Here is a 25,791-nt window from a genome sequence, read left to right as displayed (position 1 = left end):
GCGCCGGGATCCGGGTCCGCCGCGGCGGTGTTCACGTCCGGCGCCGGGTTTCGTTGAGCGTGTCGGCGAGGGTGCGGTTCATCTCCGCGGCGGCGGCCAGTTGCTGCTGGAGCAGCACCACCTTGCGCCGCAGGGCGGTCGCGTCCATCCGGTCCAGGCTCGGGCCCTCGGCCGCGCGCACCCAGTTGCGCACCGAATTGGCGTGCACGCCGATCTGTTCGGCCACCACCCGGCACGCCTCGGACTCGCTGCGCAGCTTGTCGGTCAACGCGACGACCTGCTCGACGGCGGCCTTGCGCACCTCCGGCGAGACCCGCCGGTAGGACCGATGCGGCATCATGGCTGTCCCCCGTTCGCCGACGGGTCCGGTGCACCACGCGGGTTGTCCCCGAACTCGCTGAACCGCTGATTCGTGTCGTGGATTCCGCTTTCCTTCTCCGACACCGTGAACTCCATGTGGAAGGGGATGCCCGGCCGGCGATCCTCACCGATCTTGAGCAGGAATTTGCCGGTACCCGGCGGGGAGGGCCGCTGCTGGCCCGGCCGCAACGCCTCACCGGTGAGCGCCTGCGGCGCCGACCAGCCGGTGACCATCTCCTGTTCGGCGGAGGTGAACGGCACCGTCGAATCGAGCCGGGACAGTTCCTCGGCGGGCAGCGCGCCGAAGATCTTGGCGCGCGCGCGTTCCAGGAAGCCGATCGCCTTGGCGATGGCGGCGTCGGACCCCAGCGCCTGCAGGTCCTTGATGGTGTGGCTGATCATGATCAGCGCGGTGGCCAGGCCGCGCTGCAGACGGGTCAGCTCGTCGACGCGGTCGACCATGAAGTCGCCGAGGCCGAGCACCTGCCACAGCTCGTCCATGACGACCTGGAAGTAGCGCTGCGGGCCGAGTTTCGCGTCGGCCAGCACGTGCGCGGCCTCGACGGAGGCGAAGCCGTCGGCCCAGCAGGCCAGCATGACCGCGGCCTTGAGCTTCTTGTCGCCGGTGGGGATGTGCGAGACGTCGATGCACACGGCCACGGCGCCGGTGTCGATCGGCACGGAGGTCTGGCCGTTGAAGATCGCGCCGAACGGGCCCTGGGTGAGCGCGCGCAGCGAGCGGCGCAGGTTCTTGATGGCGTGCTGGTATTCGTCGTCGTCGTCGGCGCCCGCGTCCAGCATCAGTTCCGGGCCGCCGCCGATGATCACTTCGAGCAGGTTCTCCATGATCGGCGGTTTGTCCGGGGTGAAGCCGCGGCCCGGCTGGTAGAGGATGCGCAGCGCGGTGGCGATGAGGGTTTCCTCGAAGTCGGCCACCCGCGCGCCACGGACGAGTTCCACCAGGCCCGCGATCAGCGTCACCTGCCGGGCGCGCAGATCCTGCAGCACCTGCTGTTGCAGCGCGGGGAAATCGGTGAGCCGGGGCACCACAGCGCCCAGCACACCGGCGGCCAGCGGGTTGAGTTTGCCGTGGCCGTAACCGAGGTCGATGACCTGCCCGCCGACGAGTTCCACCATCTTGCGGTAGTCGGGCTTGACGTCGGCCAGGATCAGCGGGGTGATGCCCTGGGCGATGCCGCCCAGCACGATCCGGCGCACCAGCGAGGACTTGCCGAAGCCGTTGAGGCCCAGCACGAACAGGCTCGGCGCGGTGATGAAGCTGCCGCGCATGAACCAGTTCATCGGGTCGAAGCAGACCGGCGCGCCGGTGTGCAGATGCGAGCCGAGCGGGGTGCCGATCAGTGGCGCGCCCGCGCCGACCGACCACGGCCACAGGCCCGCGACCTGGGCGGTGGTGGCCCGGTATTCGACCGGGCGGCCGACCACGTTCATCTTGCCGCCGCCGGGGCCGGAGTAGCCGCGGTCGGTGAGTTCGGCGGTGGTGCGGTCGAATCCGTCACCGACCACGGCCTCCGAGCGGGCCTGGGCGTTGTTGCGGCGCAGGTCGTCGGTGTGCAGGCGGAAAGTGGCCCAGGCGGCGCGCAGTCCGGACTGCTCGCGCTGGATCATCTCGTAGCGGGCGCGGGTGGCGTCGTCGAGCAGCGCGGGACCCTGCCTGCGGTCCGGCCGCGCCTTGGACTTGGCCGCCCGGCCGGTGCCCATCGCGCGATCGGCGGCGTCGTCCGGCCGGTCGGGTCGCGCGGCCTTGACCGGGCGCGTCGGCTTGCTCAGCCGGGGCTTGGCCGGACGCGGCTGGCGGCGCGGATCGTCCTGGCCGCGATCGTGTTCCAGCCGGGGGCCGTGGTCCTGTTCACGCAGTCCACGCCGGGGCTGCTCAGGGCGCGGGCCCCGGGCGCGCCGCTCACCCTGACCACCCGCCGGTCGCGGTCCGCGAGCACGGTCGCCACGGGGACGACCTGCCTCGCCGCGCGGGTCGCGGCCCTCGCGAGTGCCGCGCGGTTCCTCGGGATGTGGCCGGGACGAGCGCGCGTCTTCACCGCGGGGGCGGGCCGCACGCGACCGATCCTCCTCGCGCGCACGGCGTTCACCCTGCCTGCGCTCCGCGTCGGTGCGCGAGCCCCGTGCCGCGGGCTCGCCCTCGGCACGGTCGGTGCGCTCGTCGAGACCGAGCACATCCTCGCTCACGCGCGACGGGCTGCCCGCGGGCCGCGGCTCGCGTTCGCCGCGGATGCGCGGCGGCCGGTGCACCGGGCGCAACGCGATGTCGTCGCGGTCGCGCACCGGGGGTTCGTAGTCGCGTCCCATGTTCGCCTCACCCCGCCAATGCCTTCGGAATGGTCGCGTGCTCGGGCAGGATCACGCCGCATCCCAGGGAGGCCGCGAACGCCGCGGCCTGGTATCGGTAGCAGCGCCGGATCTTGAGCCGGGCCTGCGTGGAGAGGTCGCGGGTGATGGCCTCGATGCGCGGCAGATCGCCCCGCAGCGGCTCGGTGATCGTCACCAGCGCGCCGAAGCGGGTCACACCGTGCCCGCGGGCCTGTTCCTCACGAGCCTGCTGGGTCGCGCCGACCCGCAGTGTCGCGGCCGCCGAGACGACGCCGCGCTCACTCTGCTGCGCCACGAGCGCGTTCTTGAAGTCGTCGTCGACGATCTCGGCGGCGTCGGCGGCCGAGTGCGGCCGGTAGACGATCGCGATGCGCTTGCGCGGCACTTCGGGATTGGGCGCGAGCAGCCGCTGCAGCACCCGTTCGTCGACGGCGCCCTCGGGTGCGGCGTCCATCTCCCAGGTCACCGAGCGGCCACCGTCGTGGATCAGGTGGTCCCACTTCTCGTCGTGCGAGACCGGGCCCGCGTCGTCCCAGCCCAGCCCGTGCCCGCCCGGGTCCGCCGCGGCGACCTCGAGATCGGCCTGGGCGGCCGGGTCGTAGCTGCGCCGGATGAAGGAGATGACCTCCTCGGCCGACATCGGCTGGGCCCGCACGCCTGCCTCAGCGAGCGCCGCGCAGATGCCGGGCAGCCTACGCCCGATCTCCACGGCCTCCTCGGCCGGGTTCTTGCGGCGCTCGGCGGTGGTGGCCTTGAACGTGATCGCCACCCGCGGCAGCAACTGCACCCGCTCCTGCGGCAGTTCGGTGGCCAGTTCGTACATCACCTGCTGGGCCAGATCCGGCGCCTCCGGACGGGTGATCGTGGAGACCTCGTTGAGCAGCCGGTTACCGGTCTCGGGCACGGTGTCGATCACCGGCACCACCGCGACGATGTCGCTGGTCTGCCCGACCGAGGCGAGGAAGGTGCCCCAGGCCGCGACCCAGCGGTCGATCACCGGCTGGTCGACCGCCTCGTGGCCCTGCGGCCAGGCCCGCAGCACCACCGTGTACTGGGCGAAGGCGGGCAGGTGGATCATCCCGAAGTGGTAGCCGCCCGCGTCGATGCCTTCGTAGAGCTTCGACGGAGCGAGCAGCCCTGGCAGTTTCGTGACACCGCCGGGGATCCGGGAGAACCGGCCGCCGCGGTACACGTGCTCGCCGTTCTTGCGCGAGCGCATCCAGTTGAACATCATCAGTCCCGTCTCGTAGCCCGAGCGGCCCCCCGTCCGCCACACCAGCGGCACCATCACCAGCGCGCCGAGGCCGCCGACGATGAAACCCCATTTGAATCCGCCGACCATCGCGCAGATCAGCGCCGTGATCACCACGACGAAACCGATCACGGTCTCTTCCCAGCGCAGGCCGAAAAGGCCCGCGCTGCGCGGTTTCTGCCACAACCCGTACGAGCGGCGCTCGTAGGTGTCGGTCACCGAGGTCGTCATCGCGGAATCGTGCTCCTGCCGAGGTCGGGTGCGCGGTTGGCCCAGCGGTCACCGGCGACGTCGCCCATCGCCTGATCGGCCCGGGTGGTACCGCCCGCCGCCGCGCGCGCGGCCGCCATGTTGCGGGCCGCGCCCGAGGGCACCGACCCCGAACTCGGTGACGCGGCCGCCGTGCCGCCTCCGCCACCGCGCGGTGGTGGTGTCGGCCGTGGCGCGCCACCACCGGTACCGGGCGCGCCACCCGGGCGCGGTCCACCGCCGGAACCGGCGAAGTACCCGGCCGAGCCCGGCGCCGCGGCGGGCCGGGAGGCGACCGCCTTGGTGCCGATCGCGCCGAGCGCCATGGCGCCCACCGCCGTACCACCGGCCACCATCAGACCGGAACCGCCCGTGCCGACCGTGGCGACCGCCGGGGCCACCAACCGCATCAGCGCGGGCAGCACGAATGCCACGCTGCACAGCAGCACCAGGGCCACCAGCATCCGCTGGGCGTCCTCACCGCTGGGCAGACCGCCGGAGGAGGTGGTCTCGTCGGTGTGGCCCGCGGTGGTGAACGCGATCATGTAGACGATCGCCGCGACCGGCTTGAACAGCATGAACGCGATGATCCAGCCGACCAGTTTCTGATACGACTGCTTCCCGGTCCCGGTCGCCGACGCCGCCGCCGCCAGCGGCAGCACGCCCGCGGCCACCACCAGCAGACCCTGCCGCACGATGGCCAGCACGATCTGCGCGAGCGCGCCCAGCAGGCCGACGATCGCGATGATCAGCACCAGACCGGGCGAGAACGCCTGCAGCTTGCTGGTTTTCACCATCAGCTCGGCCATGTTCTTGGCGTTGCCGCCGGTGGAGTCCTGGATGATCCACTCGGAGAACTTGTCCGAGGCCCTGGTGCCCGCCACGATCACCGCGCCCAGCATCCACGAACTGAACACCACCCTGGCGAACAGGCGGAAGGATTCGGCGGCCTCGCTGACCGCCGCCCCGCGTCTGGCCTCGGCCAGCCGGCCACCGGTGATGATCACCGAGGCGATCAAGAGCAGTATCTGGATCTGATAGGTGTAGTCGTTGATCTTGGTGAACAGGGCGCCGGAATCACTCACCGCCTCGTTGGGCACCTTCATCCAGAAGGTCAGCGCCAGGATCAGTGCCTCACCGAGGCCCTTCATCAGCGAGTCGACCACCTTGCCGAAGGTGGAGTCCCACGCCTTGTCCTTGACCGCGTTGGCGGCCTCACCCGGATGCGAGGCGGCGTTGCCCGCCTTGCAGACCGCCGAGGCGGCGTCGCCGAGGGAGATCCCCGGGATGGCGACGCTGTCGAGGGTGTCGTGCAATTCGTTGCACGCCTGGTCGAATCCGTAGTCCTCACCCATGGCGACCGTCGGCGTCGCGATCATCACGGTGAAGACCACCGCGAGAATCGTGAAGATCCGCCTCAGCATTGGCTTCAGCATTGTTGGCACCCCTCGATGGTCCGCAGGGAATCGATCCGGGCTGTGCTGCACATCGATGCTCACCATGTCGTCCACCCCGCCAGCGATTCCACATATTCGGTCTGGGTGTTGGTCGTGGCCGACGGCTTGAGCCGCCAGTCCCCCTGGTCCCACACCACGATCATCCGCATGGCCGCGTAGAACTGTTTCCCGTCGAGGACCGGACCGCGCGAGGCCAGCCGCACGATCGCCATGTCGTCGGCGTAGTCGTCGATCTTGAACGCGTCCGTGGCCACGAAGTAGCGGGTCACCGTCTCGGGCTGCTGTTCGGGCAGCCGGTCGGCGGCCAGCGCGCTGTCGTAGGCCGCCAGCTGCGCCGTGCTCACCCGCACCTGCTTCACATACAGATCCCGGTCCGCGGGCCGGGCGTTGAGCCGGTAGGTGATCTGCGCGGCGGCCAGCGCGGCGCCCTGCGGGGTGCGCGCGTAGCCGACGGCGAGCCCGTTCTCGATCCGGGTCGGCCCGTCGGAGGTGGAGAACGGCACCGACGCGCCGTAGACACGCTGCCAGCCGTGCGGCTTCGTCGTGCCCTCCGGCGCGGCGGTCAGCCAATCCGGGTCCGCCGGTGTACGTTGCGTTCCCGGCACCTGGGCCAGCGGCTGACCCGCCGGGTTGTTCGGGACGTCCACGCGCCTGCCCAGCACGTCGACATCCGGATCGGCGAAACCGGTGCCGCCCGCGGCCTGGGCGGGCGGCGGGGCGCTGCTGGTTTCGTCGTCACCGCCGCTGGTGAAGTACACCAGCGCGCCGACGACGAGGATCAACGCGAGCAGGGCACCGGAAGCGATCATGCCGAAGGACGCGCGGTCGCGCGTACCCGGCTCCTTCACGCTCACTGTGGTGCCTCCAATCTCACGATGTCGGGGGGTAATTCGTCGATCACATCGACCGGTCGTCCGCCTGCCTGCGGGTCGGGTAACCGCAACCGCCAGTCTCCCCCGTACCAGCCGACCGTGGTGTGGCTGACGACGCGCGAGCGGTCGGCGTACTCGGTGTAGACCTCGACGCTGGACTGCTCGTCGCGGTATTCGGTGATTTTGTAACCCAACAATCTCGGTGCGTATCCGGGCGCGGCGGGCCCGGTGATCGAGAGCCGGACCCGGTTGATCGCCCACTCGTCGCGCGCCGGTCCCGGCACCAGTTCGCGGTTCACCACGGTGGCCCACTGGGTGTCCGGCGCGAGGCCCAGCCGCAGTGTGTGGGTCAGTGCGGCCAGGCCCGCCCCGCGGGGGGAGTGCTCGAAACCCGTGGCGGCACCGTCGGTCACCGACGCGGGGCCCTGGTCGGTGTGCGGCAGGGACACGCCCTGGTATCCCTCCCAGCGCACGCCGGTCGGCGCCGCGGACAGCTCGCTGCCCGCCTCGCCGCCGCCGCAACCCACGGTCGCGGCGAGCAGCGCGATACCGACCGCGACCGGCCGTGTCATAACTCTCCCCCTCACGCCGGCAGGAACGCCAGCGCGATCGCGGAGGCGGTACTGGCGACCGCGGCTCCGATCAGACTCATCAGCACGCCGTGGGAGGCGTCGTTGACGGCCAGGTCGCTGCGGAACGCGATCCACAACCGACCCGCCGACAGGATCATCCAGGCCAGGCAGGAGAGCAGGACGAACCAGAGCAGCCAGTTGAGCAGCTGGTTCATCGGCGCCAGGACATCGGCCGGGATCTGTTTGTAGGCGAGCACTGTGATCACGTACCGATGACCGCGTTCATGATGGTGCCCGCGCTGGTCGCGACCACACCGCCGATCATGGCGCCCGCCACCATCTTCGGCGACTCGAGACCGCCGCCGGTCCAGCGCTCCCAGGCGAACTTGCCACCCGCGTAGGTGATCCCGCAGATGCCCGACAGCAGCACGAACCAGGTCAGGTACCGGACCAGCTGCAGGATCTTCTCCGACCCGGGAGGAGCTTCCGGCGTCGGATTACCCACCTGGGCCAGGACGGTGCCGTACGTGTCCTGCACGGCGAGGAGGATCATGCTCATCGGGTGCCTTTCTCCCACTGTAAAGGTGTTGTGCCACAAACACTTCGACGCCGACACACGTTTGTACACCACCGGCGGCCCGATCGCCCGGCGTTCACGATCGCTCCTCCCCCGGCTCGGGAGTGCCGATGCTGGCGCGGATCGCGGCCACCAGATCGACACCGAGTTCACCGATCTCGAGCGGTACTTCGTCGAGCGGGTCCACCCGCCGTTTCTTGACCGACACGCTGTCGCCCGGTGACCAGACCGGCAGCGCCTCGGACTCGACCAGGGTCCATTCCTCGAACCACGGCACCTGCCACACGCGCCCGGCCAGCGAACCGACCACGTCGCGGTAACGCCGGATCTCCGGCGGCACCCGTCCCGGCCGCGCGGCCACCGTGATCAGGCCGAGCACCAGCGCGGGCCCGGCCAGGTTCGCGTGGTGCTGGCGCAGCAGGTCGTGGGCGCGGGTCAGACCCGAGATCGTCTCGCGCGCAATCAGGACGACATAGGGCGACTCGCGGTCGAACACACCCGGCCACCGCCCCTTGGCGTCGGCAGCGGGGGCGAGCACGTGGGACAGGGTGGTGGCGCCGGAGCCACCGTGCACCCCCAGCAACCACACCAGCGGCGCCCGGCCCACCCCGGGCACCGGACGCTCCCAGATCGGCGCGCGCAGCGATTCGGGCGGCGCGACGACACCGATTCCGGGGGCTGCCGGTTCACGACGACGACGAAGATTCATAGCGGCCGTCATGATGCCACCCCGGCGAGCAAGCTCCCATACGCTGCGCGGGTCGCCTCGGCGAGTTCGCCGTGCCGGACCAGCTCGCCGCGCGCCAGATGCGGGTCGTAGGGAATCTCGACGACCTCGCGCACCCAGCCGGACAGATGTTCGCGCAAATGCTCGGCAACGCGCGAGTCGTCGTGTGAATACTGGTGTGAGACAACGATGGTGGTGTCGGCCACGACACCGGCGCCGTCGTCGCCGTAGTGGTCGTCGAGCCATTCCAGGGTGACCCGCAGCCGGTTGGCCGCGTCCACGCGGGCCGGAATCGCCAGCACCAGCGCGATATCGGCGTCGTCGAGCAGCGGGCGCAGTTGCCGACCGGCAATCGGGTTGCCGCCGTCGTAGACGGCCGTATACCCGTCGGTGCCGAGCGCACGCGCGACAGTGAGATATGTCGCGCGCCGGCGCAGCGGGGTGGCGTCGCGCCAGAGCAGCCCGAAACCGGAGGTCGAGCGCGACAGGCAGTCCTCGAGCGGGGCCGGTTCGTCACCGCCACGGCCGTAGACCCAGGACTGCAGGTTCACCGGATGCAGGTGCTTGTCGGCCCCACGCAGGGCCAGATCGCTACCCGCGGCGGTGGCGTCGACGGCCACCGTCGCCGCGCCGGTGCCCGCCAGTTCGCCTGCCAGGCCCAGCGTCGTCGTGGTCGTGCCCGCGCCGCCGCAGCCGCCGACCACCAGGATCGGCCTGCGGGCGCCCTCGGATCGATCTCCGGTCCTGCGCCGCAACCGCACCACCGGAGCCGGATCACGCGCCGCGTCGCCCGACGGTTCCCCCTCGGGGGCCTCGTCGAGCCAACGGCTCCAGTCGTCTGTCATCGCTTCTCCTTACCCTGCCGCGATGCCCGTGATGAGCGTGCGCTCGCCGACCAGCGCGGTCCGCACCGATTGCTTGGTGTAGGTGGCCGGGGCGCCCGCCGGACGGAACTCGGTGACCTCCACGGTGAACCGGTCGTCGGCGACCGTGGTGATCCGCACGCAGTGCGTGGTCCCGACCGGGATGGTGTCGATCCCGCGCTGGATGACGGCGGCGGGCGCGACCTCGGCGTCGGGGGTGACCACGGCCCTGGCCTCGGTGCCCGATCGGGTCACGTAGTAGGCGTACTGGAAGGCGAGCACGACATCGGGGCCCGAGTCGGTGCCACCGGCCTCGGCGCTGCGCACCACGCTGCCGGTGCGTTCGGTCGGGCACGCACCGAGCGGATCGTCGGCGGTGAGACTGCCCGCGGTGAAGTGCAGCGGCGCGGCATGCTGGGCCGCTTCGCCGTCGCCGCGGCCGAACAGCAGGAACAGCACGCCGGTGGCGGCGAGCACGAGGATCAGCACCGACAGCGCCAGCACCAGCACCAGCCAGGTCCGGTTGCGGGCGCGGGTGGCGCGCAGCGACCCCGACGGGGCCAGGACGTGGGCCTCGTCGTAGTCGTCGGCCGCGGCCTCGGGCCACGGGAACTGGACGAGTTCGGCGTCGTAGTCGTCCTCGGGACCGGGAGCGACCCAGTCCGACCAGCCGCCGGTGAATTCGCTGCGGCGCGCGCCCAGTTCGGTGGGCGGTTGCGGCGCGGGTTCGGGCTCGGGGCGGTACGGCGGCACGTCCTGGTCGCGGAAGTCGCGCTCCGGGTAGCCGACAGGGCGGCGGGCCAGATCGTCGGCGTTTTCCGGGAAGCCCGCGGGTCGGCCCCGTGCCGGAACGTTTTCGGTGCGATCGGTCGGCGCCGGTTCCGCCGCGACAGCGTGCTCTGTGGCAGCGGGTTCCACGGTGTGGCGGTCCGACGCCGCAGCGTCGGTTCCGTCGTCTGCCGGGTCGTCGTCCGCGGCCTGCACGGTGTCGAGCGTGGGTTTCCGGGGGGCGTCGCGGCCGGAATCATCGTCGGCCGTGGGCTCGTCGAGCTCGGCGGGCGGATCATCGGACGGGACGCGCGCGGGGCGCTGCGAATATCGCGCGGGGCCTTCGTCGGCGTCGGCCGCCGGTTCGGCGGTGCCCCCACGCGCGGGGCCGGCCGGGTCGGATTCCGGCTCCAGCGCCGAATACCAGCGCGACAGTTCGTTGTACGACTTCAACATTCCCCCCTTTCCGCGTCGCCGGGCACATGGATTCGCATCGAAGAACCTCTCGGTGATCAGTTCACAGAGAACGGACGGGTAGTCGTGGGTGCAGTGGGTGTCGCGGCAGGCGGAGTCGACGCGCCGCCGGATGAGGCGCCATCGGCTCCTGTCCCGAACGGAAATTGTCCCCCACCCGGCGCCGCGGGTCTCGTAGACGCGCCGGTCGGACTGGTGAATATTCCCGGCGCGCCGCGATCGGAGCCGCCGACCGGCACCGCACCGGCACCGGAGGTGTCCGCCGCGTCGCGGGCCACCGCCGCGAACCAGCTTGCCACGTACCGGGTGGGTGGCGCACCGTCGGCGCCGACGGCCATCCGTGAGTATCCGTCGTGGCGCTGCAACGTATTCCAGTACCGCACCAGCGTGGTGACGTCGAGCAGTTCCCGATGATCGGTGATGGTGCGCTGCACCTCGCCGAACGCCTCGCTCACCAGCCGCGCGCCGGTGGTCGGCGCCACCAGTTCCGGCACCGCGCCCGCGAGTTTCGTGCCGAGCAGGGTGAGCCCGGCCAGCGGGTTCGACAGGGTGGCGGTCGCCAGCTCGGCGATATTCGCCGGGGTCAGCACCGATTTCACCGCGGTGGCCACCGCCTGGATGCCGAGCGTGCCGAGTTTCAGCAGCGCCTGATACGAGGCGTCGACGTCGAGGGTGCTGCGCGGGTCGGCGGCGTCGGCGATGCGCTGTGCGATCGAGGTGCCCGGCGACAGCGACACATCGGCGAGGCTGCTGCCGGTGATGTCGGAGTTCACCACGGTCGTCGCGGTTTTGATCGAGGTGTAGGCCAGCGCGTCGGCGATGGAGACCAGCGAGCCGATCGGGTCGCCGCCGGAGAGTTTCACCTGGCTGATCAGGTTGGTGACCGCGCGCACCAGCGGCGTGCCCTGGGGTGCGTCGCAGGCGAGATCGCCGGTGGCGCAGAAGCTCGCGACACGCCCGGTGAGCTGACCGAAATCGGAAGCCTGATCACTGCTCGGGCCGAGGCCGCCACCGGGCGCCGCGGCCTGGCGGACCTCGCCGAGCGTGGCCAGTGCCGCGCCGGAGGTGTCCGGCGCCGCGGCGGGCACCGTGCGTCCCGGGGCGCCGGGGAACAGCGGGGCGTTCGCGCCGCGGGTGGGGTCGGCGAACAGCGCGACGGCGGCGAGTTTCCCGGCGGGCAGCACGCCGGTGCCGGAGCCGATCTCCTGGGCGAACAGCGAGGCCACATGGGCGCCTTGGGAATACCCGACCACCGCCAGGCGGGTATCCGGGCAGCGCTGCACGACCTGGGTGGCCATCGCGCGCAGTCGCCGCAGACCGCCGTCCACGGATTCGGTGTACGGCACCGCACCGCCGGGGACAGCGCCGCCGAAACCCGCCTCGTAGGGGACGTAGGCCCGGTCGACGAGGCCGGCCTCGCCCGCCTCGGCCAGCAGCGGGCGGAAGACCGTGGACAGCATGCCGGTATCGGTACTGGGGGCCGCGTCCGGTGACGATTCGCCGGTGCCCTGGATTCCCAAGGCGTACAGTGCCGGACACGCGGAGATCGAGACCTGCGTCGACGGCGCGGCGGGAGTAATGTCCTGCGCGTGCGCGGTGGCTGTCGACACCGTCACCGAAGCGACGGTGAACGCGATCATCGCCACCGTGAGTCGTGTCGTGCACCGAGCCATATCGATCCGCATCACAGTCCGTTTCGGCTGACCAGTGGAACGTTGAAACGCAGTAAACCGTAACAGATTCCGGTCAACCCAACTGCTGCCCAAACGGGCCCTTTCACTGCCTCGGCAAACCCCTTCGACGCCAGCAAATCTCTGGCGAAACACGGACCGTGTCCCGGACACGAGGCGGCCCGGGCATTCTCGCGAATGCCCGGGCCGGGATCGGGGTCAGGCCGCGGAGGTCACGCGGTAGACGTCGTACACGCCTTCGACATTGCGCACCACATTGAGCAGGTGCCCGAGGTGCTTGGGATCGCCCATCTCGAAGGTGAACTTGCTGATCGCGACCCGGTCGCCGTGGGTGGCCACCGACGCGGACAGGATGTTGACCTTCTCGTCGGCGAGCACCTTGGTGACGTCGGAGAGCAGGCGGGTGCGATCGAGGGCCTCGATCTGGATGGCCACCAGGAACACCGACGACGGCGAGGGCGCCCATTCCACGTCGATGATCCGCTCGGACTGCTCCTGCAACGATCCGGCATTGGTGCAGTCGGTGCGGTGCACGCTCACCGCACCGCCCCGGGTGACGAAACCCATGATCTCGTCGCCGGGCACCGGCGTGCAGCACTTGGCCAGCTTGGCGACCGTGCCGGGCGCCCCGGGAATGAGCACACCCGCGTCACCGGTGACCCGCTGACGCGCGGGTGTGGTCGACGGCGTGGACCGTTCGGCGAGCTCGTTCTCCACGTCACCGATGCCGCCGAGCTGGGCCATCAGCCGCTGCACGACGTGATGCGCCGAGACCTGGTGCTCGCCGACGGCGGTGTAGAGGGTGGAGATGTCGGTGTAGTGCAGTTCGTGGGCGACGGCGGTCATCGCGTCGACGCTCATCAACCGCTGCAGCGGCAGGCCGACCCGGCGGACCTCCTTGGAGATCTGTTCCTTGCCGCTCTCGAGGGCTTCCTCGCGCCGCTCCTTGGCAAACCACTGGCGAATCTTGGCCTTCGCCCGCGGCGAGACGACGAAGTTCTGCCAGTCACGGCTGGGCCCGGCGTTCTGCGCCTTCGAGGTGAACACCTCGACGACCTCGCCGTTCTCCAGCTGCCGCTCCAGCGCGACCAGCCTGCCGTTGACCCTGGCACCGATGCACTTGTGCCCGACCTCGGTGTGCACCGCGTAGGCGAAGTCGACCGGGGTGGACTTCTGCGGCAGCGTGATCACATCGCCCTTGGGCGTGAACACGAAGATCTCCGGCGACTTCAGGTCGAAGCGCAGCGACTCCAGGAACTCCGCCGGGTCGGCGGCTTCCCGCTGCCAGTCGAGCAGCTGACGCATCCAGGCCATGTCGTCGACCTCGGCGGCGTCACCGGAGTGCTTGCCCTTGGTCTCCTTGTAGCGCCAGTGCGCGGCGATGCCGAACTCGGCGGTGCGGTGCATGTCCTGGGTGCGGATCTGCACCTCGAGTGGCTTGCCGTCGGGACCGACGACGGTCGTGTGCAGCGACTGGTAGACGCCGTAGCGCGGCTGGGCGATGTAGTCCTTGAACCGCCCGGCCATCGGCTGCCAGAGCGAGTGCACCACGCCGACCGCCGCGTAGCAGTCGCGGACCTCGTCGCACAGGATGCGCATGCCGACCAGGTCGTGGATGTCGTCGAAGTCCTTGCCCTTGACGATCATCTTCTGATAGATCGACCAGTAGTGCTTGGGACGGCCCTCGACGATGGCATTGATCCGCGAGGCCGCCAGCGTGTTGACGATCTCGGCGCGCACCTTGGCCAGGTAGGTGTCGCGCGAGGGCGCGCGGTCGGCGACCAGGCGCACGATCTCGTCGTACTTCTTGGGGTGCAGGATCGCGAAGGCGAGGTCCTCGAGCTCCCATTTGACCGTGGCCATACCCAGGCGGTGCGCCAGCGGCGCGATCACCTCGAGGGTCTCCTTGGCCTTCTTGGCCTGCTTCTCCGGCGGCAGGAAGCGCATGGTGCGCATGTTGTGCAACCGGTCGGCGACCTTGATCACCAGCACGCGCGGGTCGCGGGCCATGGCGATGATCATCTTGCGGATGGTCTCGGCCTCGGCGGCCGCGCCCAGGTTCACCTTGTCCAGCTTGGTGACGCCGTCGACGAGGTGGGCGACCTCCTGACCGAACTCCTCCTTGAGCTGGTCCAGGGAGTAGCCGGTGTCCTCGACGGTGTCGTGCAGCAGCGCCGCGACCAGCGTGGTGGTGTCCATGCCGAGTTCGGCGAGGATGTTGGCCACCGCCAGCGGGTGGGTGATGTACGGGTCGCCGGACTTGCGGAACTGTTTGGCGTGGCGCTCGTCGGCCACGTCGAAGGCGCGCTGCAACAGTGCCAGATTGGCCTTCGGGTACAGCTCGCGGTGCACCGTCGCCAGTGGCTCGAGCACCGGCTTGACCGCGGCGATGCCGCGCTGACCGGTCATCCGGCGGGCCAGCCGGGCGCGGACCCGGCGCGAGGCCGAGCTGGGGACCGCGGCGGTCGGGGATTGCTTGGCGGGGGTTGCCGGGGCGCCGTCGTTCCGCGGGGCGCCGGTGGACTCCTGCCCAACCTTCGCCTCGCCGAGTTGTCGAGTCATGCCACCGCCTCTCACGCTGCATTCGGACCTGTCGGCCGAGTGCTGCAACCGCCCGGACCACCAACTTTAGTCCCCGGACCGACCTGGTGTTCGAATCCCCGGGGTCACAGGCCTGCGACGGTAGTGCGTCGGCGACGATGCCGCACACCTTCACCCCGCACTGCCTCCCGGCATCGGCGCGGAAACAGCTTTCCACCTGCGATGATGCCGGACATCGAGCGAACCGCGCTCAGTCCTGGGCGAACGCCCAGACAACCGCGGGACGCCCCGTCGCCTTCACCCGTCGCCGCTCCCCCGTGCGTTCGAGACCCGGAATGGCCGCGAGGGTGCGGTTGAGGTTGGCCGGGTCGGGGCGGGCGCCGTGCAGCGCGGTGGCCAGTTCGACCGCGCGGGTGGCCGGGAATTCGGCGCCGGTGAGGGCGCGGGTGAGGCGCTGGTCCTTCCAGAGCATGCCCGCCAGCAGGTCGCGGCTGGTCTCGACGATGCGGTTGTGGTCGAAGGCCAGCGGAGGCACCTCGTCGAAACCGACCCATTCGGACGGGCCCGCGTGCTCGGCGACGACGGCCCACATGGCGATCGACAGGGTCGGGCCGCGCGGGTCGCGGTGTGGTTCGTCGAAGGTGACGAGCTGGCCGACCGCGCCGATCGCGGATTCCGGGACGCCCAGTTTGGTGTGCACGGCCCGATGGGCAGCGTCGGCGAGGCGTTCACCGCGGCCGAGCAGCACGCCGGGCAGCGCGAGTTCGCCGGTGAACGGCTCGAACTCGCGGGGGGCGACACCGATGCGCACGGTGCTGTCGGCCTCCCAGCAGCGCAGCGTCACCACATCGATCGACACCACGGATTGCTCCACGTCGCTCCTTCTCGGGTCGGCGGCCGGAACCGCGCGGTCGGCGATCCCCGCTCGATTCTTCCCTCCGCCCAACCACTTCGCTCACGTGGCTCCTGAACCCGCGTCCTCACCACACGGCGGCAGACCGCGATTCGGTGCTCCGTGGCCCGGTCGCGGGATCACGCCCACCGGGCACAGCCGAGGACGACGCGTCTGGGAACACGCCCGCGACACCGCGGTGGGCGATCCGGTCGCGGCGATCGGGTCCGTGGCCGGTCAGCACCACCGGCACCCCCAACCGCTCGCCGAGCCAGGTGGCCGGATCGCCGTCGATCGGGGTGAGGATCGGCCGCGCGGCCCCGAGCCGGTCGGTGAGCCGCTGTTGATGGTCCAGGTCGCGCCACCGACCGGGGGCGACCTCGGTGATCAGCCCCGCAGGAGACTCGTAACCCGTTGCCGCGCGGAGTGTTCCGGGCATGTCGAGGTGATTGACCACCAACCCGTCGATCCCCCCGCACACCTCGACGGCGTAGCGCAGCAGGATCGGGTCGAGGTGCCCCTGCCGGAACGCGCCCTGGTACGGCCCGGTCCCGTTGTGCGGTTCCGGGTACCCCAGCGGGGCCTCCGTCGGCAACGGACCGGCGCCGTGACGTGTCATATAGGCGCGGGTGACGCCGAGGACCCGCGCGCTCCCACCGAGTCCGGCGATCATCGCGCGGGCATTGCGGGGTTCCACCGTCGACCAGGTGGTGTGCGGATGGAATCCGCGCCACTCGTCCAGCAGCACCCCTTGCGCACCCTCGAAGACCAGCCGGCCCCGGCGTGCGGCCCGGGCGAGCTCCTCGGGACCCGAGATCCGCACCGCCGCCGCGAAATCGCGGTACATCGCCACCAGCGCGTCGATCGGCTCGTACCCGTGCGCGCTGGGCCCGATCAGTTGCTCGTAGTGGGCCGCGAGCCGGTCCAGCTTGGCCCGCAGCACCGCCGGAGTGCGGCAGTCGGCCACGGTCGGCGCGTCGTGTTCCAGGGCGTACCAGGCTGTTTCGCCGATGCCACGACCGCAGGAACCGTGCCGCGAGGAACCCCTCGCGTCCTCGCGGGCACGGTTGGCGGCGATGTGGATCGGTGTGGTGAACAGCGCCCGGCCGTCGACGGCGAGCAGGCCCAGCGGGTCGCGTACGCCCAGCGCGGCCAGCCGCTCGGATTCGGCGGCCAGCGCGATCGGTTCGACCAGCACGTGCTCGGACAGCACCGTCGGCACCCCGGCGAAGGTGCCCGAGCCGAACTGGGCGAAGGTGTGGTGGCGGCCTTCGGCGACCACATTGTGCGCGGCCTGCGCACCGCCGTTGAACCGCACGACGGCCGCCACCCCCAGCGCGGCGGCGGGCGAGCAGAGCCAGTCGACGGTCGCGCCCTTGCCCGCGTCACCGAAGCCCAGATCGACGACGACCAGGTGCGGTTCACCGGTCATCGCGGCCTCCGGGCGGCAGCGCCCGCAGCCCCCGGCCCGGCCGGGTACCGAGCGCGCGCCCCACCGCGTCGGCCTCTCCCGCCGACCCGACATCGCGCAGATCGGCCAGTCCCGTATCGAGGTCGATCCGGTCCTCTCCCAGCCCGATGGTCAGCGCGATCAGTTCGCACACCGCGGCCGGATCGTCGAGCTTCAGGAAGTTCTGCCCGAGCAGTGCGCGCCAGTGCTCGGCGATCTCCGGATCCCGGTAGTACGAGGACTGATTCGGCAGGATGTAGTACACATTCCAGCGCTCGGCCAGCTCGCGATAGATCGACTCCACCGACACATCGCGACGCACGTGATCGCCGACCACCGCGCGGATGTGCCGGGCGGCCAGCCGCGGCTTGTTCAGCTCGTCGCCGATCAGGAACAGGTACCCGCGCTTGCCGCGCTTGTCCCAGGCGTCGGTGGCCACGTGCTGGGCGAGGAAATAGGCGGCCAGTTCGTAGCTTTCGGACTTCTGCCCGCCGCCTCCGCCCTCGAGCAGGATGGCGCGCAGCTGTTCGTCCATCCGGTTGTCGGATTCGAACTGCCCCACCTGCAGCGGCACCCGGTCGGTGTCGGCGTCGCCGATCGCGCCGAACAGGATCTGCGGGTCCTCGGCATAGCCCCTGTTCTTCAGCAGCCCGTGCAGCTTGCCGAGTTTGTCCTGCATGATCCGCGGCACCGTGCCCATCGAGCCGGTGACGTCGAACAGCACCGCCACCGGCAGCGAGTTCCCGTGCTCGGCCGAGTCCCGGCATTCGCGCACGTCCACCCCGAACGGGTCGAGAAGCGGGTGCGCGCACCAGGTCTCGTAGGACTTGGCCCGCATCTCGGCGGTGTAGCCGAAGTCGTCCATGCCCCGCCGTGCGCGATAGGTCTTCCCCGCCCGGTACGCCGTGTCGTCCCAGTGTCCGTACCCCATGTGAACCACTCTCCCTCTCGTTCGCTTGTTTTAGTCTATGCGACCATAACTTCGGGCGTCAAGAGGTAACGGTGAGCCCGGCATCGTTGCCGATGCCGGGCCCGCCCGCTATTCGACCAGTCCGTCGGGTGTCAGTTCGAGGGTGCGGGTCACCCCGATGTCGTCGAGGAACCGCGCGTCGTGGCTGACCACGATCAGCGCGCCCTCGAATCCGGCCAGCGCCTGGGTCAGGTGGGCCAGGCTGGGCAGGTCGAGATTGTTGGTCGGCTCGTCGAGCATGAGCAGCTTCGGCGCGGGTTCGGCCAGCAGCAGCGTCGCCAGCGCGGCCCGCAACCGCTCACCGCCGGACAGCGCCGACGCGGCCCGGTCGGCATCGGCGCCACGGAACAGGAAGCGCGCCAGCTGGGCCCGGATCTGTTCGGCACCGGCGTGCGGGGCCGCCGCGGCGACATTGTCGAAGACCGTGCGATCCTCGTCGAACACGTCCAGACGCTGCGGCAGCAGCCGCCACGCCACCTTCGGCCCCTCCTCGACGATCCGGCGCAGCAGGGTGGTCTTGCCCGCCCCGTTGCGGCCGGTCAGCGCGATCCGCTCCGGCCCACTCACCCGCAGGTCCACCACCGGCCCATTGGCCAGCTCGACCTGCTCCAGCGTGATCACCTCCTGCCCCGAATACAGCCGGGTCCCGGGCAATCGCACCCGGATCTCGCGATCCGCCCGCACCAATTCCTCGGCGTGATCGAGGGTTTCGCGCGCGGAGTCCAGCTTCTCGATGTGCGAGGTGCGCAGTTTGCCCGCCGAGACCTCGGCGGCGTTCTTGCGCAGCCCCGCGACGATCTTCGGCACTCGCTTGTTGTCCTGCTGTTTCTGCGCGAACCGGGCACGGCGATCCAGCTTGGTGCGCGCCTCGACCAGTTCGCGCGCCTGTTTGCGCACATCGCTGCGCGCGTCGCGCACCGCGGCCCTGGCGGCCTCCTGCTCCTGCTCGACGATCCGTTCGTACTCGCTGAAATTGCCGCCGAAGGAACGGATCTCCCCGGCGCGGAGTTCGGCGATGCCGTCCATCCGGTCCAGGAGTTCGCGGTCGTGGCTGACCACGATCACCGTGCCTGCGAACTGGCGGATCACCTCGTAGAGCCTGCCGCGCGCGGCGGTGTCGAGATTGTTGGTCGGTTCGTCGAGCAACAGCACATCGGGTTCGCGCAGCAGTTCGGCGACCAGCCCGAGCAGGACGGTCTCGCCACCCGAGAGTGTCTCGACGGTGCGGTCCAGGTCGGCGACCGACCCCGCGACATAGTCCAGGCCGAGCTTGCCGAGCAGTGCCACGGCTTCGTCCTCGACCTGCCAGCCGGTGCCGACGGTGTCGAAGTCCTCGGGGGTGCCCTCGCCGCTCTCGATGCGGTGGAGTGCGGCCCGCACCTCGGCGATGCCGAGCACCGCGTCCACCCGGTGCCCGGTCTGCATGCCCAGGTCCTGCCGCAGATAGCCGAGGTCACCGGGCACGGCGACCGACCCGCGAAGGGGCTTCAGTTCACCGCTGATCAGCCGCAGCAGCGTCGACTTCCCGGCACCGTTGGCGCCGACGAGACCGATCTGGCCGGGGCCGAGGGTGGCGTCGAGCCCATCGAACACGACGGTGCCGTCCGGCCAGTGAAAAGTGAGATCGGAAAAAGAAAGAGTGCCCATGCGGATCCCCTCGAGGTGCGGCGGAAAACGCGGTGCGCAAAATGCGGACCGCCCGATAGCGCAACCTCAAGAAATCAACGCAGCTCCGATCGCCGGGAACAGGACCACTCATTGATAACACGCGCCACCCGCGCACGCCAACCCCTTTTCCCCGGCGGCGTGAGCATGCTCACGGGAACTCCCGACACCACCGGCCACGTTGACCGGGCAGCGACGACGACAGGAGCGGGACGAATGATCACTGTGCGCCAGGCCGGACGCGCCGATGCGCGCGAGCTGGGTACCACCTTGGCGGCGGCCTTCCAGGACGACCCGGTGATGTCCTGGATCGTGCCCGATCCCCGGCGCCGGGCCGCGGGCCTGCCCCACTTCTTCACCGCCATGGCCCGCCACGTGTACACCCCGTTCGGCGCCTGCGAGCTGGCCACCGACCCCGGGGCAGCGGGTGCGGGCGCCACCCTGTGGGGCCCGCCGGGCCACTGGCACGGCACCCCGGCCGCCGATCTGCGGACGCTGCCCGGCATCCTCCGCGCGTTCGGCCGGCGCACGATGGCCGGAAAACAGCTCGGTGAACTGCTCGCCGAGAATCATCCCCGCGAACCGCACTGGTATCTGTCGATGATCGGCACCACGCCCGAGGCGCGGGGTGCCGGATTCGGGCAGGCGCTGCTGCGCTCCCGGCTCGATCGGGTCGACGCCGAGGGCGCCGCCGCCTATCTCGAATCCAGCAACCCCGACAACATCGGCTACTACGAGCGGTTCGGTTTCGCCGTCACCGGCGAGCTGCGGGTGCCGGGTGGCCCGCCGCTGTGGCCGATGTGGCGGCCCGCTACAGCTTGACGATCGAGGTGACGGGGTAGTCGCCCTGGTGCTCGCGGCCCTTCAGGAACTCCAGTTCCATCACCACGGCGGCCGCGACCACCTCGGCACCCACCTCGTGGAACAGCGCCGCCGCGGCGGCCAGCGTGCCGCCGGTGGCCAGCACGTCGTCGAGCAGCAGAATGCGCTTGCCCGCGAGGTCGACACCGTCGGCGGGGATTTCCAGTGCGGCAGAACCGTATTCGAGCTGGTATTCGCGCGACACCACCGGCGGCGGCAGCTTGCCGCCCTTGCGGATGGCGAGCACCCCGGTGCCCAGCGTGGCGGCCACACCCGCGCCGAGCAGGAAGCCCCGCGCGTCGACACCGGCGATGAGGTCGGCCTCGGGGGCGACGGCAGCGAAGCAGTCGATCACCGCGCGGAAACCCTCGGCGTCGGCGAAGACCGGCGTCAGATCGGCGAAACGCACTCCGGGCGTGGGGAAGTCGTCGTGCCAGCGGGTCAGTCGCGCCACCGCGTCGGCGGCCTTCTCGCTCCGGGCGACCACCACGTCGTCGGACTCGACCACCGCGTGCTTGCTCATCGGCACCTCTCCACGTCCACTCACCGCTGCAACACCCAGCGATCCATATTCCACCCGGTACCGGCCTGCGTCGGCCCGGCGATCCCGTTCTGCATGCCGTGGCCGAAGGCGATGGTGCGCGGGGTCGCGAACAGCGGGATGCTGGGCACCTGCGCCCACAGCAGGTTCTCGGCCTCGGTGAGCAGATCCAGCGTCACGGCCGAGTTGGTCTCGCCCGCAAGCTGATCGGTGATGGCATCGTAGCGACCGTTCGCGAAACCTCCGACATCGAGCCCGCTACCGGCCCGCAACGCCGCGAAGGCGACCACGTTCGCGGTCGAGCCCGCCGGTCCCGGCGCCGCGCCGGTGCTGCCCAGTACCGCGTCGACCGCGCCCTCGGCGAGCCGGGTCGGCGTGAAGTCCGGGGCGCCCGCGTCGACCACGGTGATGCCGGCGCCGCGGCACGACTCGGCGATCATCGCCACCGTCTTCGCGCGGCGCGCGTCCGGCGCCAGGTAGCCGATCCGCACAGTCGGCTGCGCGGTTCCGGCCGAGGCCAGGGTCGCGGTGGCGGCCGGGATGTCGGCGCCCTTGTACCGGTCGGCGGTCCCGGCCACCGCCGGGTAGTACAGCGAGTCCTGTTGCACGACACGGGAATTCAGGGGTCCGGCGCCCAGGCCGTGTTCGGGCACCTCGCCCGCCTTGCCGAGCGTGTCGAACAGGGCCTGGCGCGGCACGCACTGGGCGAAGGCCCGGCGCACCTCCACCCGGCCGAAGACGCCGGCACTGGCCAGCACGAGCTGTTCGGCGCCACGACCGGCGATCGTCTGCTCGTCGAAGCCACCGAGTGCGAGCCCGTCCACCGAGCCCGCCCCCAGGTCGACGACGCCCAGCGCGTTGTCCTTCGCCTTGGCCGCGTAGTCGGTGCCGCGCGGCCACACCACGATCCGGCTGGTCTCCGGCGCCGAACCCCACCACTTCTCGTTCGCGACCAGCACCAGACCGTCGTCGGCGGTGAAGGATTCGACCCGGTAGGGCCCCGAGGACGGGAACTTCGTGAGGTCGAGCGTGCCCGGCTTCATCGTCCAGCCGGTGTTCCAGAAGTCGGCGATCCGGCCGACCACCGCACCGTCACCGGCCTGCAGCGCGTCCACCACATTGGGCACCCCGGCGGCCTGCGCCACCACGTGCGCGGGCATGAGCTCGGCCGCGGCGAACAGGGTGCGCCACGGCAGGTAGTGCTTGCCGGGGCGGAACACCACGGTGGCGTCCTTGGAACCCGGCTGGCAGTCGACCCGCTCGATGTCCTCGTAGCCGAGCGTGGACGCCGCGTCGAACAGCGGCACCGGGCCGCGGTCGCCGGGCCGGGTGAACCGGCCCGAGCGCGCCGACCAGGCCAGCACGAGATCGTCGCAGGAGGTCTTCACCCCGTCGGAGTACACCCCGTCGGGATTGAGCCGGTACTGCACGGTCTGGGTGTCACCGGGCACCTCCTTGGCGGTGCCCGCGTCGGTGTCGGCGACCTGCTGACCGTTGGGTCCGGTGTAGAAGAACCCGGTCAGCACCCGGCCGAACACCGCCTGCGCACCGCCGGTCGCGCCGGGCGTGCTGCCACCGTTGTAGCTGGCGACCGCCGCGTCCACCGCGTACCCGATGGAGGGCACCTGGTTCTTGGACGCGCAGCCGGTCGCCACCCCGGTGGTCACCACCGCCGCGGCCAGCCCGGCGATCAGTCGAATCGTGCTGCCTCGCATGCCGATACTCCCGCCGTCGCCGTCAGTGCCTTCTCTGCCGCTTTCCGCTGGGCCGCGAACCCGGTCGCGGCGCGCCCGTGTTCGCCGGTCGCGCGCCACGCGGCGCGCCGGCACCGGCACCCGCGCTCACAGGCACCCGGGTGTCCCCGGCGGCCCGCTTGGCGAGCACCTTCTTGGTGTGCGCGGCCACCGGGCCCCAGCGTTCCTTGATCGACACCAGCACGGGCACGGCCAGGAAGATCGACGAGTACGCGCCGACGATCATGCCGACCAGCTGCACCAGCGCGAGGTCCTTGAGCGTGCCGACACCGAGCAGCCACACCGCGATGACCAGCATGCCGATGATCGGCAGGATACCGATCACGGTGGTGCTGATCGAGCGCATCAACGTCTGGTTGGCGGCCAGGTTGGCCTGTTCGGCGTAGGTGCGTTTGTTCAGGTGCAGCACGCCGCGGGTGTTCTCCTCGACCTTGTCGAAGACCACCACGTTGTCGTAGAGCACGTAGCCGAGGATCGTGAGCAGACCGATCACCGCGGCCGGGGTCACCTCGAAGCCGACCAGCGAGTAGATGCCCGCGGTGACGATGAGATTGAAGAACAGCGACACGATCGCCGCGACCGACATGTCGCGTTCGAAGCGGATGGCGATGTAGATCATCGTCAGCAGCACGAACACCACCAGCGCGATCAGCGCCTTCTGGGTGATCTGGCCACCCCAGGTCTCGCTGATCTCGGCGATGCTGATCGCGTCGATGCTCACCTCGGTGCCGGATTCCTGCGACAGCATCGCGCGCAGCGCTTCCTGCACCTGCGCGCTCTGGTCCTTGTCCAGGGTCTCCGAGCGCACCTGGATGGTGGCCGAGTCACCGGAGCCGACCTTCTGCACCGAGACCGGGCCGTGGCCCAGGGTGGTGGCGTAGGTGTCCTCCACCTGCTGGGTGGTCACGTCGGCGGCGGGCACCTGGATGCGCGAACCACCGGCGAAGTCGATACCGAGGGTGAACCCGCGCAACCCGATGCTGAGCACCGAGATCAGCAGCAGCACCGCCGCGACGCCGTAGAAGAACTTGCGCCTGCTGACGATGGGGAAACCACCGGTGCCGGTGTAGAGACGCTCGAAGAAGCCGTGCTTGGGGCCCTGAACGGGCTCGGCCTTGTCCAGGAACACCGACTCGTCGGTGGGCTTGTCGTTGCTCATCGAGACATCTCCTTCGGCCGGGACTGCCCGGCGCCGCGCTCCCTGGCGATCTGCTGCACCGCACCCAGACCGTTCACCGACGGCTTGGCCCAGAACGGCGAGCGCGCGGCGAGCATCATCAGCGGGGCGGTGACCAGGTAGAGCACGATCACGTCGAGGACGGTGGTGACACCGAGGGTGAAGGCGAAGCCCTTCACCTGACCGGCGGCGAGCAGGTACAGCACGACCGAGGCGATGAGGCTGACGGTCTTACCGGAGAGGTTGGTGCGCTGCGCGCGCGCCCAGCCGCGCGGCACGGCCGAGCGGAAGCTGCGGCCCTCGCGCATCTCGTCCTTGATGCGTTCGAAGAACACCACGAACGAGTCGGCGGTCAGGCCGATACCGATGATCAGACCCGCGATACCGGCCAGGTCCAGGGTGAACCCGATCCAGCGCCCGAGCAGCACGATGATGCCGTAGACGGCGACACCGGCGGCGATCAGCGAGAACCCGGCGAGCAGGCCGAGCATCCGGTAGACCAGCAGGCAGTACAGCAGCACCGCGATCAGGCCCACCGCACCGGCCAGCAGACCGGCCTTGAGCGAGGACAGGCCCAGCGTCGCCGAGACCGTCTCGGCCTCGGAGGTCTGGAACGACAGCGGCAGCGAGCCGTACTTGAGGGTGTTGGCCAGCTCGGCCGCGCTGTCGGCGGTGAAGCTGCCCGAGATCGAGGTGCGTCCACCGAGCTGCGGGCCCTGCTGCACCTGCGGCGCGCTGACGACCTTCGAGTCGAGCACGAAGGCGACCCGCTTGTAGACGTACTCGCCGGTGAGGTCGGCCCACGCGTCGGAACCGGCGGACTTGAACTCCAGGTTCACCTCGTGGCGGGCCTGCTGGGAGTTCAGGCCGGAGGTGGCGTCGGCGATCTCCTGGCCGTCGATGCGGCTGGGGCCGAGCAGGAACACCTCGGTGCCGTCCTGCGAGCAGGTGACCAGCGGCAGGGCCGGGTCGTCGTTGCCCGCCAGCGGGTCGGGCTTGGTGCAGTCCATGCTCGCGACGGCGACCTGCTGCACGGCCTGATCGGTGCTCTGGCGCAGCGCCTTGGCGTCGGCGATCTCCTTGGCCTGCTGCTGGGCGGCACTGCTGCCGGGCGCGGGCGCGGGGGTCGGCGTGGGCGCCTGGGCGGGGAACACGCGCGACTGCGGGGCCGGGGTGGTCGGCTCACCGGCGGCCGGGGCGTTCGGGTCAGCTGGCGCCGTGGTCTCGGCGGGCGTCTGGCCGGGCGTCTCGGTGGCCGGGGTCGGCGGGGTGTCGCCCGGGACCGGGGTCTGCGGCGCGGCACCGCCCGCCTGCGGCTGGGTCGCGGCCAGCACCGGCCGGATGTAGAGCTTGGCGGTGGTGGCCAGCGCACGGGCCTGCTGGCTGTCCTCACCGGGCACCGTGATGACGAGGTTGTCGCCGTCGATGACCACCTCGGAGCCGGAGACGCCGAGACCGTTGACACGGTTCTCGATGATCTCCTGTGCCTTCTTCAGGCTGTCCTGGCTCGGCTTGCTGCCGTCGGGGGTGCGCGCGGTCAAGGTGACGCGGGTACCGCCCTGCAGGTCGATGCCGAGCTTGGGCGTGGGGGAATGGTCACCGGTGAAGAACACCAGCGCGTAGATCACGGCCAGCAGCGCGGCGTAGACGCCGAGCAGCCGGAACGGATGCGCCGATCCCTGGGAAGGTGGCACAGCAGGTCATCTCCTAGGCGGAAGTCGAGGATGGATCG

22 protein-coding genes are annotated in these 25,791 nt (G+C 70.5%); 1 reads left to right on the top strand and 21 read right to left on the bottom strand.

Annotation, left to right across the window (positions count from 1 at the left end; translation table 11 throughout):
• Positions 1 to 31: 31 nt before the first annotated feature.
• The 17 genes from ACWEMY_RS01080 to ACWEMY_RS01000 form a co-directional block, all read right to left on the bottom strand.
• Positions 32 to 340 carry a transposase gene (locus tag ACWEMY_RS01080; RefSeq protein WP_375928830.1) on the bottom strand — a complete coding sequence of 103 codons (309 nt, stop codon included), beginning with the start codon at positions 338 to 340 and terminating at the stop codon, positions 32 to 34.
• A complete protein-coding gene (locus tag ACWEMY_RS01075) occupies positions 337 to 2,685 on the bottom strand; it encodes a hypothetical protein (protein WP_452388341.1) in 2,349 nt (782 codons plus the stop codon). The genes ACWEMY_RS01080 and ACWEMY_RS01075 overlap by 4 nt, the downstream gene beginning before the upstream one ends.
• A 7-nt stretch (positions 2,686 to 2,692) precedes the next feature.
• Positions 2,693 to 4,189, bottom strand: coding sequence for an SCO6880 family protein (locus tag ACWEMY_RS01070; RefSeq protein WP_375928834.1), 1,497 nt, complete (start codon positions 4,187 to 4,189; stop codon positions 2,693 to 2,695).
• Positions 4,186 to 5,631, bottom strand: a complete 1,446-nt coding sequence (locus ACWEMY_RS01065; protein ID WP_452388340.1) for a hypothetical protein — start codon at positions 5,629 to 5,631, stop codon at positions 4,186 to 4,188. The genes ACWEMY_RS01070 and ACWEMY_RS01065 overlap by 4 nt, the downstream gene beginning before the upstream one ends.
• Before the next feature lie 71 nt (positions 5,632 to 5,702).
• Positions 5,703 to 6,518, bottom strand: a complete 816-nt coding sequence (locus ACWEMY_RS01060; protein WP_452388339.1) for a hypothetical protein — start codon at positions 6,516 to 6,518, stop codon at positions 5,703 to 5,705.
• A complete protein-coding gene (locus tag ACWEMY_RS01055; protein WP_452388338.1) occupies positions 6,515 to 7,108 on the bottom strand; it encodes a hypothetical protein in 594 nt (197 codons plus the stop codon). The genes ACWEMY_RS01060 and ACWEMY_RS01055 overlap by 4 nt, the downstream gene beginning before the upstream one ends.
• Positions 7,109 to 7,119: 11 nt before the next feature.
• The gene (locus ACWEMY_RS01050) at positions 7,120 to 7,374 is read right to left on the bottom strand and encodes a hypothetical protein (RefSeq protein ID WP_452388337.1); all 255 of its coding nucleotides are present in this window, start codon (positions 7,372 to 7,374) and stop codon (positions 7,120 to 7,122) included.
• Positions 7,371 to 7,667 (bottom strand): hypothetical protein, encoded by a 297-nt coding sequence (locus ACWEMY_RS01045; protein WP_022566424.1) that lies wholly within the window; start codon positions 7,665 to 7,667, stop codon positions 7,371 to 7,373. Before ACWEMY_RS01045 ends, ACWEMY_RS01050 begins: the two co-directional genes overlap by 4 nt.
• Before the next feature lie 94 nt (positions 7,668 to 7,761).
• Entirely contained in the window at positions 7,762 to 8,394 is a 633-nt protein-coding gene (locus ACWEMY_RS01040) for a hypothetical protein (RefSeq protein WP_452388336.1), read from the bottom strand.
• Between the two features lie 8 nt (positions 8,395 to 8,402).
• Positions 8,403 to 9,257, bottom strand: a complete 855-nt coding sequence (locus ACWEMY_RS01035) for a MinD/ParA family ATP-binding protein (RefSeq protein ID WP_452388335.1) — start codon at positions 9,255 to 9,257, stop codon at positions 8,403 to 8,405.
• A gap of 9 nt (positions 9,258 to 9,266) precedes the next feature.
• Positions 9,267 to 10,499, bottom strand: coding sequence for a hypothetical protein (locus ACWEMY_RS01030; RefSeq protein WP_452388334.1), 1,233 nt, complete (start codon positions 10,497 to 10,499; stop codon positions 9,267 to 9,269).
• Positions 10,500 to 10,555: 56 nt separating this feature from the next.
• The gene (locus ACWEMY_RS01025) at positions 10,556 to 12,133 is read right to left on the bottom strand and encodes a cutinase family protein (protein WP_452388333.1); all 1,578 of its coding nucleotides are present in this window, start codon (positions 12,131 to 12,133) and stop codon (positions 10,556 to 10,558) included.
• Positions 12,134 to 12,406: 273 nt separating this feature from the next.
• Positions 12,407 to 14,770: a RelA/SpoT family protein gene (locus ACWEMY_RS01020; RefSeq protein ID WP_375928851.1), complete on the bottom strand. Its 2,364-nt coding sequence runs from the start codon at positions 14,768 to 14,770 to the stop codon at positions 12,407 to 12,409.
• A gap of 229 nt (positions 14,771 to 14,999) precedes the next feature.
• On the bottom strand, positions 15,000 to 15,623 hold the full coding sequence (locus ACWEMY_RS01015) for an NUDIX hydrolase (protein WP_452388332.1): 624 nt from the start codon (positions 15,621 to 15,623) through the stop codon (positions 15,000 to 15,002).
• A 106-nt stretch (positions 15,624 to 15,729) separates the two neighbouring features.
• Positions 15,730 to 17,073 (bottom strand): adenylosuccinate synthetase, encoded by a 1,344-nt coding sequence (locus ACWEMY_RS01010; protein WP_452388331.1) that lies wholly within the window; start codon positions 17,071 to 17,073, stop codon positions 15,730 to 15,732.
• The gene (locus ACWEMY_RS01005; protein ID WP_452388330.1) at positions 17,063 to 18,022 is read right to left on the bottom strand and encodes a hypothetical protein; all 960 of its coding nucleotides are present in this window, start codon (positions 18,020 to 18,022) and stop codon (positions 17,063 to 17,065) included. The genes ACWEMY_RS01010 and ACWEMY_RS01005 overlap by 11 nt, the downstream gene beginning before the upstream one ends.
• A 108-nt stretch (positions 18,023 to 18,130) precedes the next feature.
• Entirely contained in the window at positions 18,131 to 19,708 is a 1,578-nt protein-coding gene (locus ACWEMY_RS01000) for an ABC-F family ATP-binding cassette domain-containing protein (protein ID WP_452388329.1), read from the bottom strand.
• A 234-nt stretch (positions 19,709 to 19,942) separates the two neighbouring features.
• Between ACWEMY_RS01000 and ACWEMY_RS00995 the strand changes: the two genes are divergently transcribed.
• The gene (locus ACWEMY_RS00995; protein WP_452388328.1) at positions 19,943 to 20,548 is read left to right on the top strand and encodes a GNAT family N-acetyltransferase; all 606 of its coding nucleotides are present in this window, start codon (positions 19,943 to 19,945) and stop codon (positions 20,546 to 20,548) included.
• Here ACWEMY_RS00995 and ACWEMY_RS00990 read toward each other — a convergent pair.
• The 4 genes from ACWEMY_RS00990 to secD are packed head-to-tail and all read right to left on the bottom strand — an operon-like array spanning position 20,538 to position 25,753.
• Positions 20,538 to 21,110: an adenine phosphoribosyltransferase gene (locus ACWEMY_RS00990; protein ID WP_375928863.1), complete on the bottom strand. Its 573-nt coding sequence runs from the start codon at positions 21,108 to 21,110 to the stop codon at positions 20,538 to 20,540. The two genes, ACWEMY_RS00995 and ACWEMY_RS00990, sit on opposite strands and share 11 nt — an antisense overlap.
• A 20-nt stretch (positions 21,111 to 21,130) precedes the next feature.
• On the bottom strand, positions 21,131 to 22,843 hold the full coding sequence (locus tag ACWEMY_RS00985; RefSeq protein WP_452388327.1) for an ABC transporter substrate-binding protein: 1,713 nt from the start codon (positions 22,841 to 22,843) through the stop codon (positions 21,131 to 21,133).
• A 22-nt stretch (positions 22,844 to 22,865) separates the two neighbouring features.
• Positions 22,866 to 24,041, bottom strand: coding sequence for a protein translocase subunit SecF (secF, locus tag ACWEMY_RS00980; protein ID WP_452388326.1), 1,176 nt, complete (start codon positions 24,039 to 24,041; stop codon positions 22,866 to 22,868).
• Positions 24,038 to 25,753, bottom strand: coding sequence for a protein translocase subunit SecD (gene secD / locus ACWEMY_RS00975; RefSeq protein WP_452388325.1), 1,716 nt, complete (start codon positions 25,751 to 25,753; stop codon positions 24,038 to 24,040). Before secD ends, secF begins: the two co-directional genes overlap by 4 nt.
• Between the last annotated feature and the right edge of the window lie 38 nt (positions 25,754 to 25,791).

This window comes from Nocardia sp. NPDC004415, from assembly GCF_053602435.1.
The sequence above is the reverse complement of the archived record's forward strand: the minus strand, read 5'-3'. Positions and strand labels throughout refer to the sequence as shown.

Excerpts from the sequence above, each read along its gene's own strand:
- ACWEMY_RS01080 (WP_375928830.1), bottom strand. The coding sequence starts at position 340 with ATGATGCCGCATCGGTCCTACCGGCGGGTCTCGCCGGAGGTGCGCAAG.
- ACWEMY_RS01075 (WP_452388341.1), bottom strand. The coding sequence starts at position 2,685 with ATGGGACGCGACTACGAACCCCCGGTGCGCGACCGCGACGACATCGCG.
- ACWEMY_RS01070 (WP_375928834.1), bottom strand. The coding sequence starts at position 4,189 with ATGACGACCTCGGTGACCGACACCTACGAGCGCCGCTCGTACGGGTTG.
- ACWEMY_RS01065 (WP_452388340.1), bottom strand. The coding sequence starts at position 5,631 with ATGCTGAGGCGGATCTTCACGATTCTCGCGGTGGTCTTCACCGTGATG.
- ACWEMY_RS01055 (WP_452388338.1), bottom strand. The coding sequence starts at position 7,108 with ATGACACGGCCGGTCGCGGTCGGTATCGCGCTGCTCGCCGCGACCGTG.
- ACWEMY_RS01045 (WP_022566424.1), bottom strand. The coding sequence starts at position 7,667 with ATGAGCATGATCCTCCTCGCCGTGCAGGACACGTACGGCACCGTCCTG.
- ACWEMY_RS01040 (WP_452388336.1), bottom strand. The coding sequence starts at position 8,394 with ATGAATCTTCGTCGTCGTCGTGAACCGGCAGCCCCCGGAATCGGTGTC.
- ACWEMY_RS01035 (WP_452388335.1), bottom strand. The coding sequence starts at position 9,257 with ATGACAGACGACTGGAGCCGTTGGCTCGACGAGGCCCCCGAGGGGGAA.
- ACWEMY_RS01030 (WP_452388334.1), bottom strand. The coding sequence starts at position 10,499 with ATGTTGAAGTCGTACAACGAACTGTCGCGCTGGTATTCGGCGCTGGAG.
- ACWEMY_RS01020 (WP_375928851.1), bottom strand. The coding sequence starts at position 14,770 with ATGACTCGACAACTCGGCGAGGCGAAGGTTGGGCAGGAGTCCACCGGC.
- ACWEMY_RS01010 (WP_452388331.1), bottom strand. The coding sequence starts at position 17,073 with ATGACCGGTGAACCGCACCTGGTCGTCGTCGATCTGGGCTTCGGTGAC.
- ACWEMY_RS01005 (WP_452388330.1), bottom strand. The coding sequence starts at position 18,022 with ATGGGGTACGGACACTGGGACGACACGGCGTACCGGGCGGGGAAGACC.
- ACWEMY_RS01000 (WP_452388329.1), bottom strand. The coding sequence starts at position 19,708 with ATGGGCACTCTTTCTTTTTCCGATCTCACTTTTCACTGGCCGGACGGC.
- ACWEMY_RS00995 (WP_452388328.1), top strand. The coding sequence starts at position 19,943 with ATGATCACTGTGCGCCAGGCCGGACGCGCCGATGCGCGCGAGCTGGGT.
- ACWEMY_RS00990 (WP_375928863.1), bottom strand. The coding sequence starts at position 21,110 with ATGAGCAAGCACGCGGTGGTCGAGTCCGACGACGTGGTGGTCGCCCGG.
- ACWEMY_RS00985 (WP_452388327.1), bottom strand. The coding sequence starts at position 22,843 with ATGCGAGGCAGCACGATTCGACTGATCGCCGGGCTGGCCGCGGCGGTG.
- secF (WP_452388326.1), bottom strand. The coding sequence starts at position 24,041 with ATGAGCAACGACAAGCCCACCGACGAGTCGGTGTTCCTGGACAAGGCC.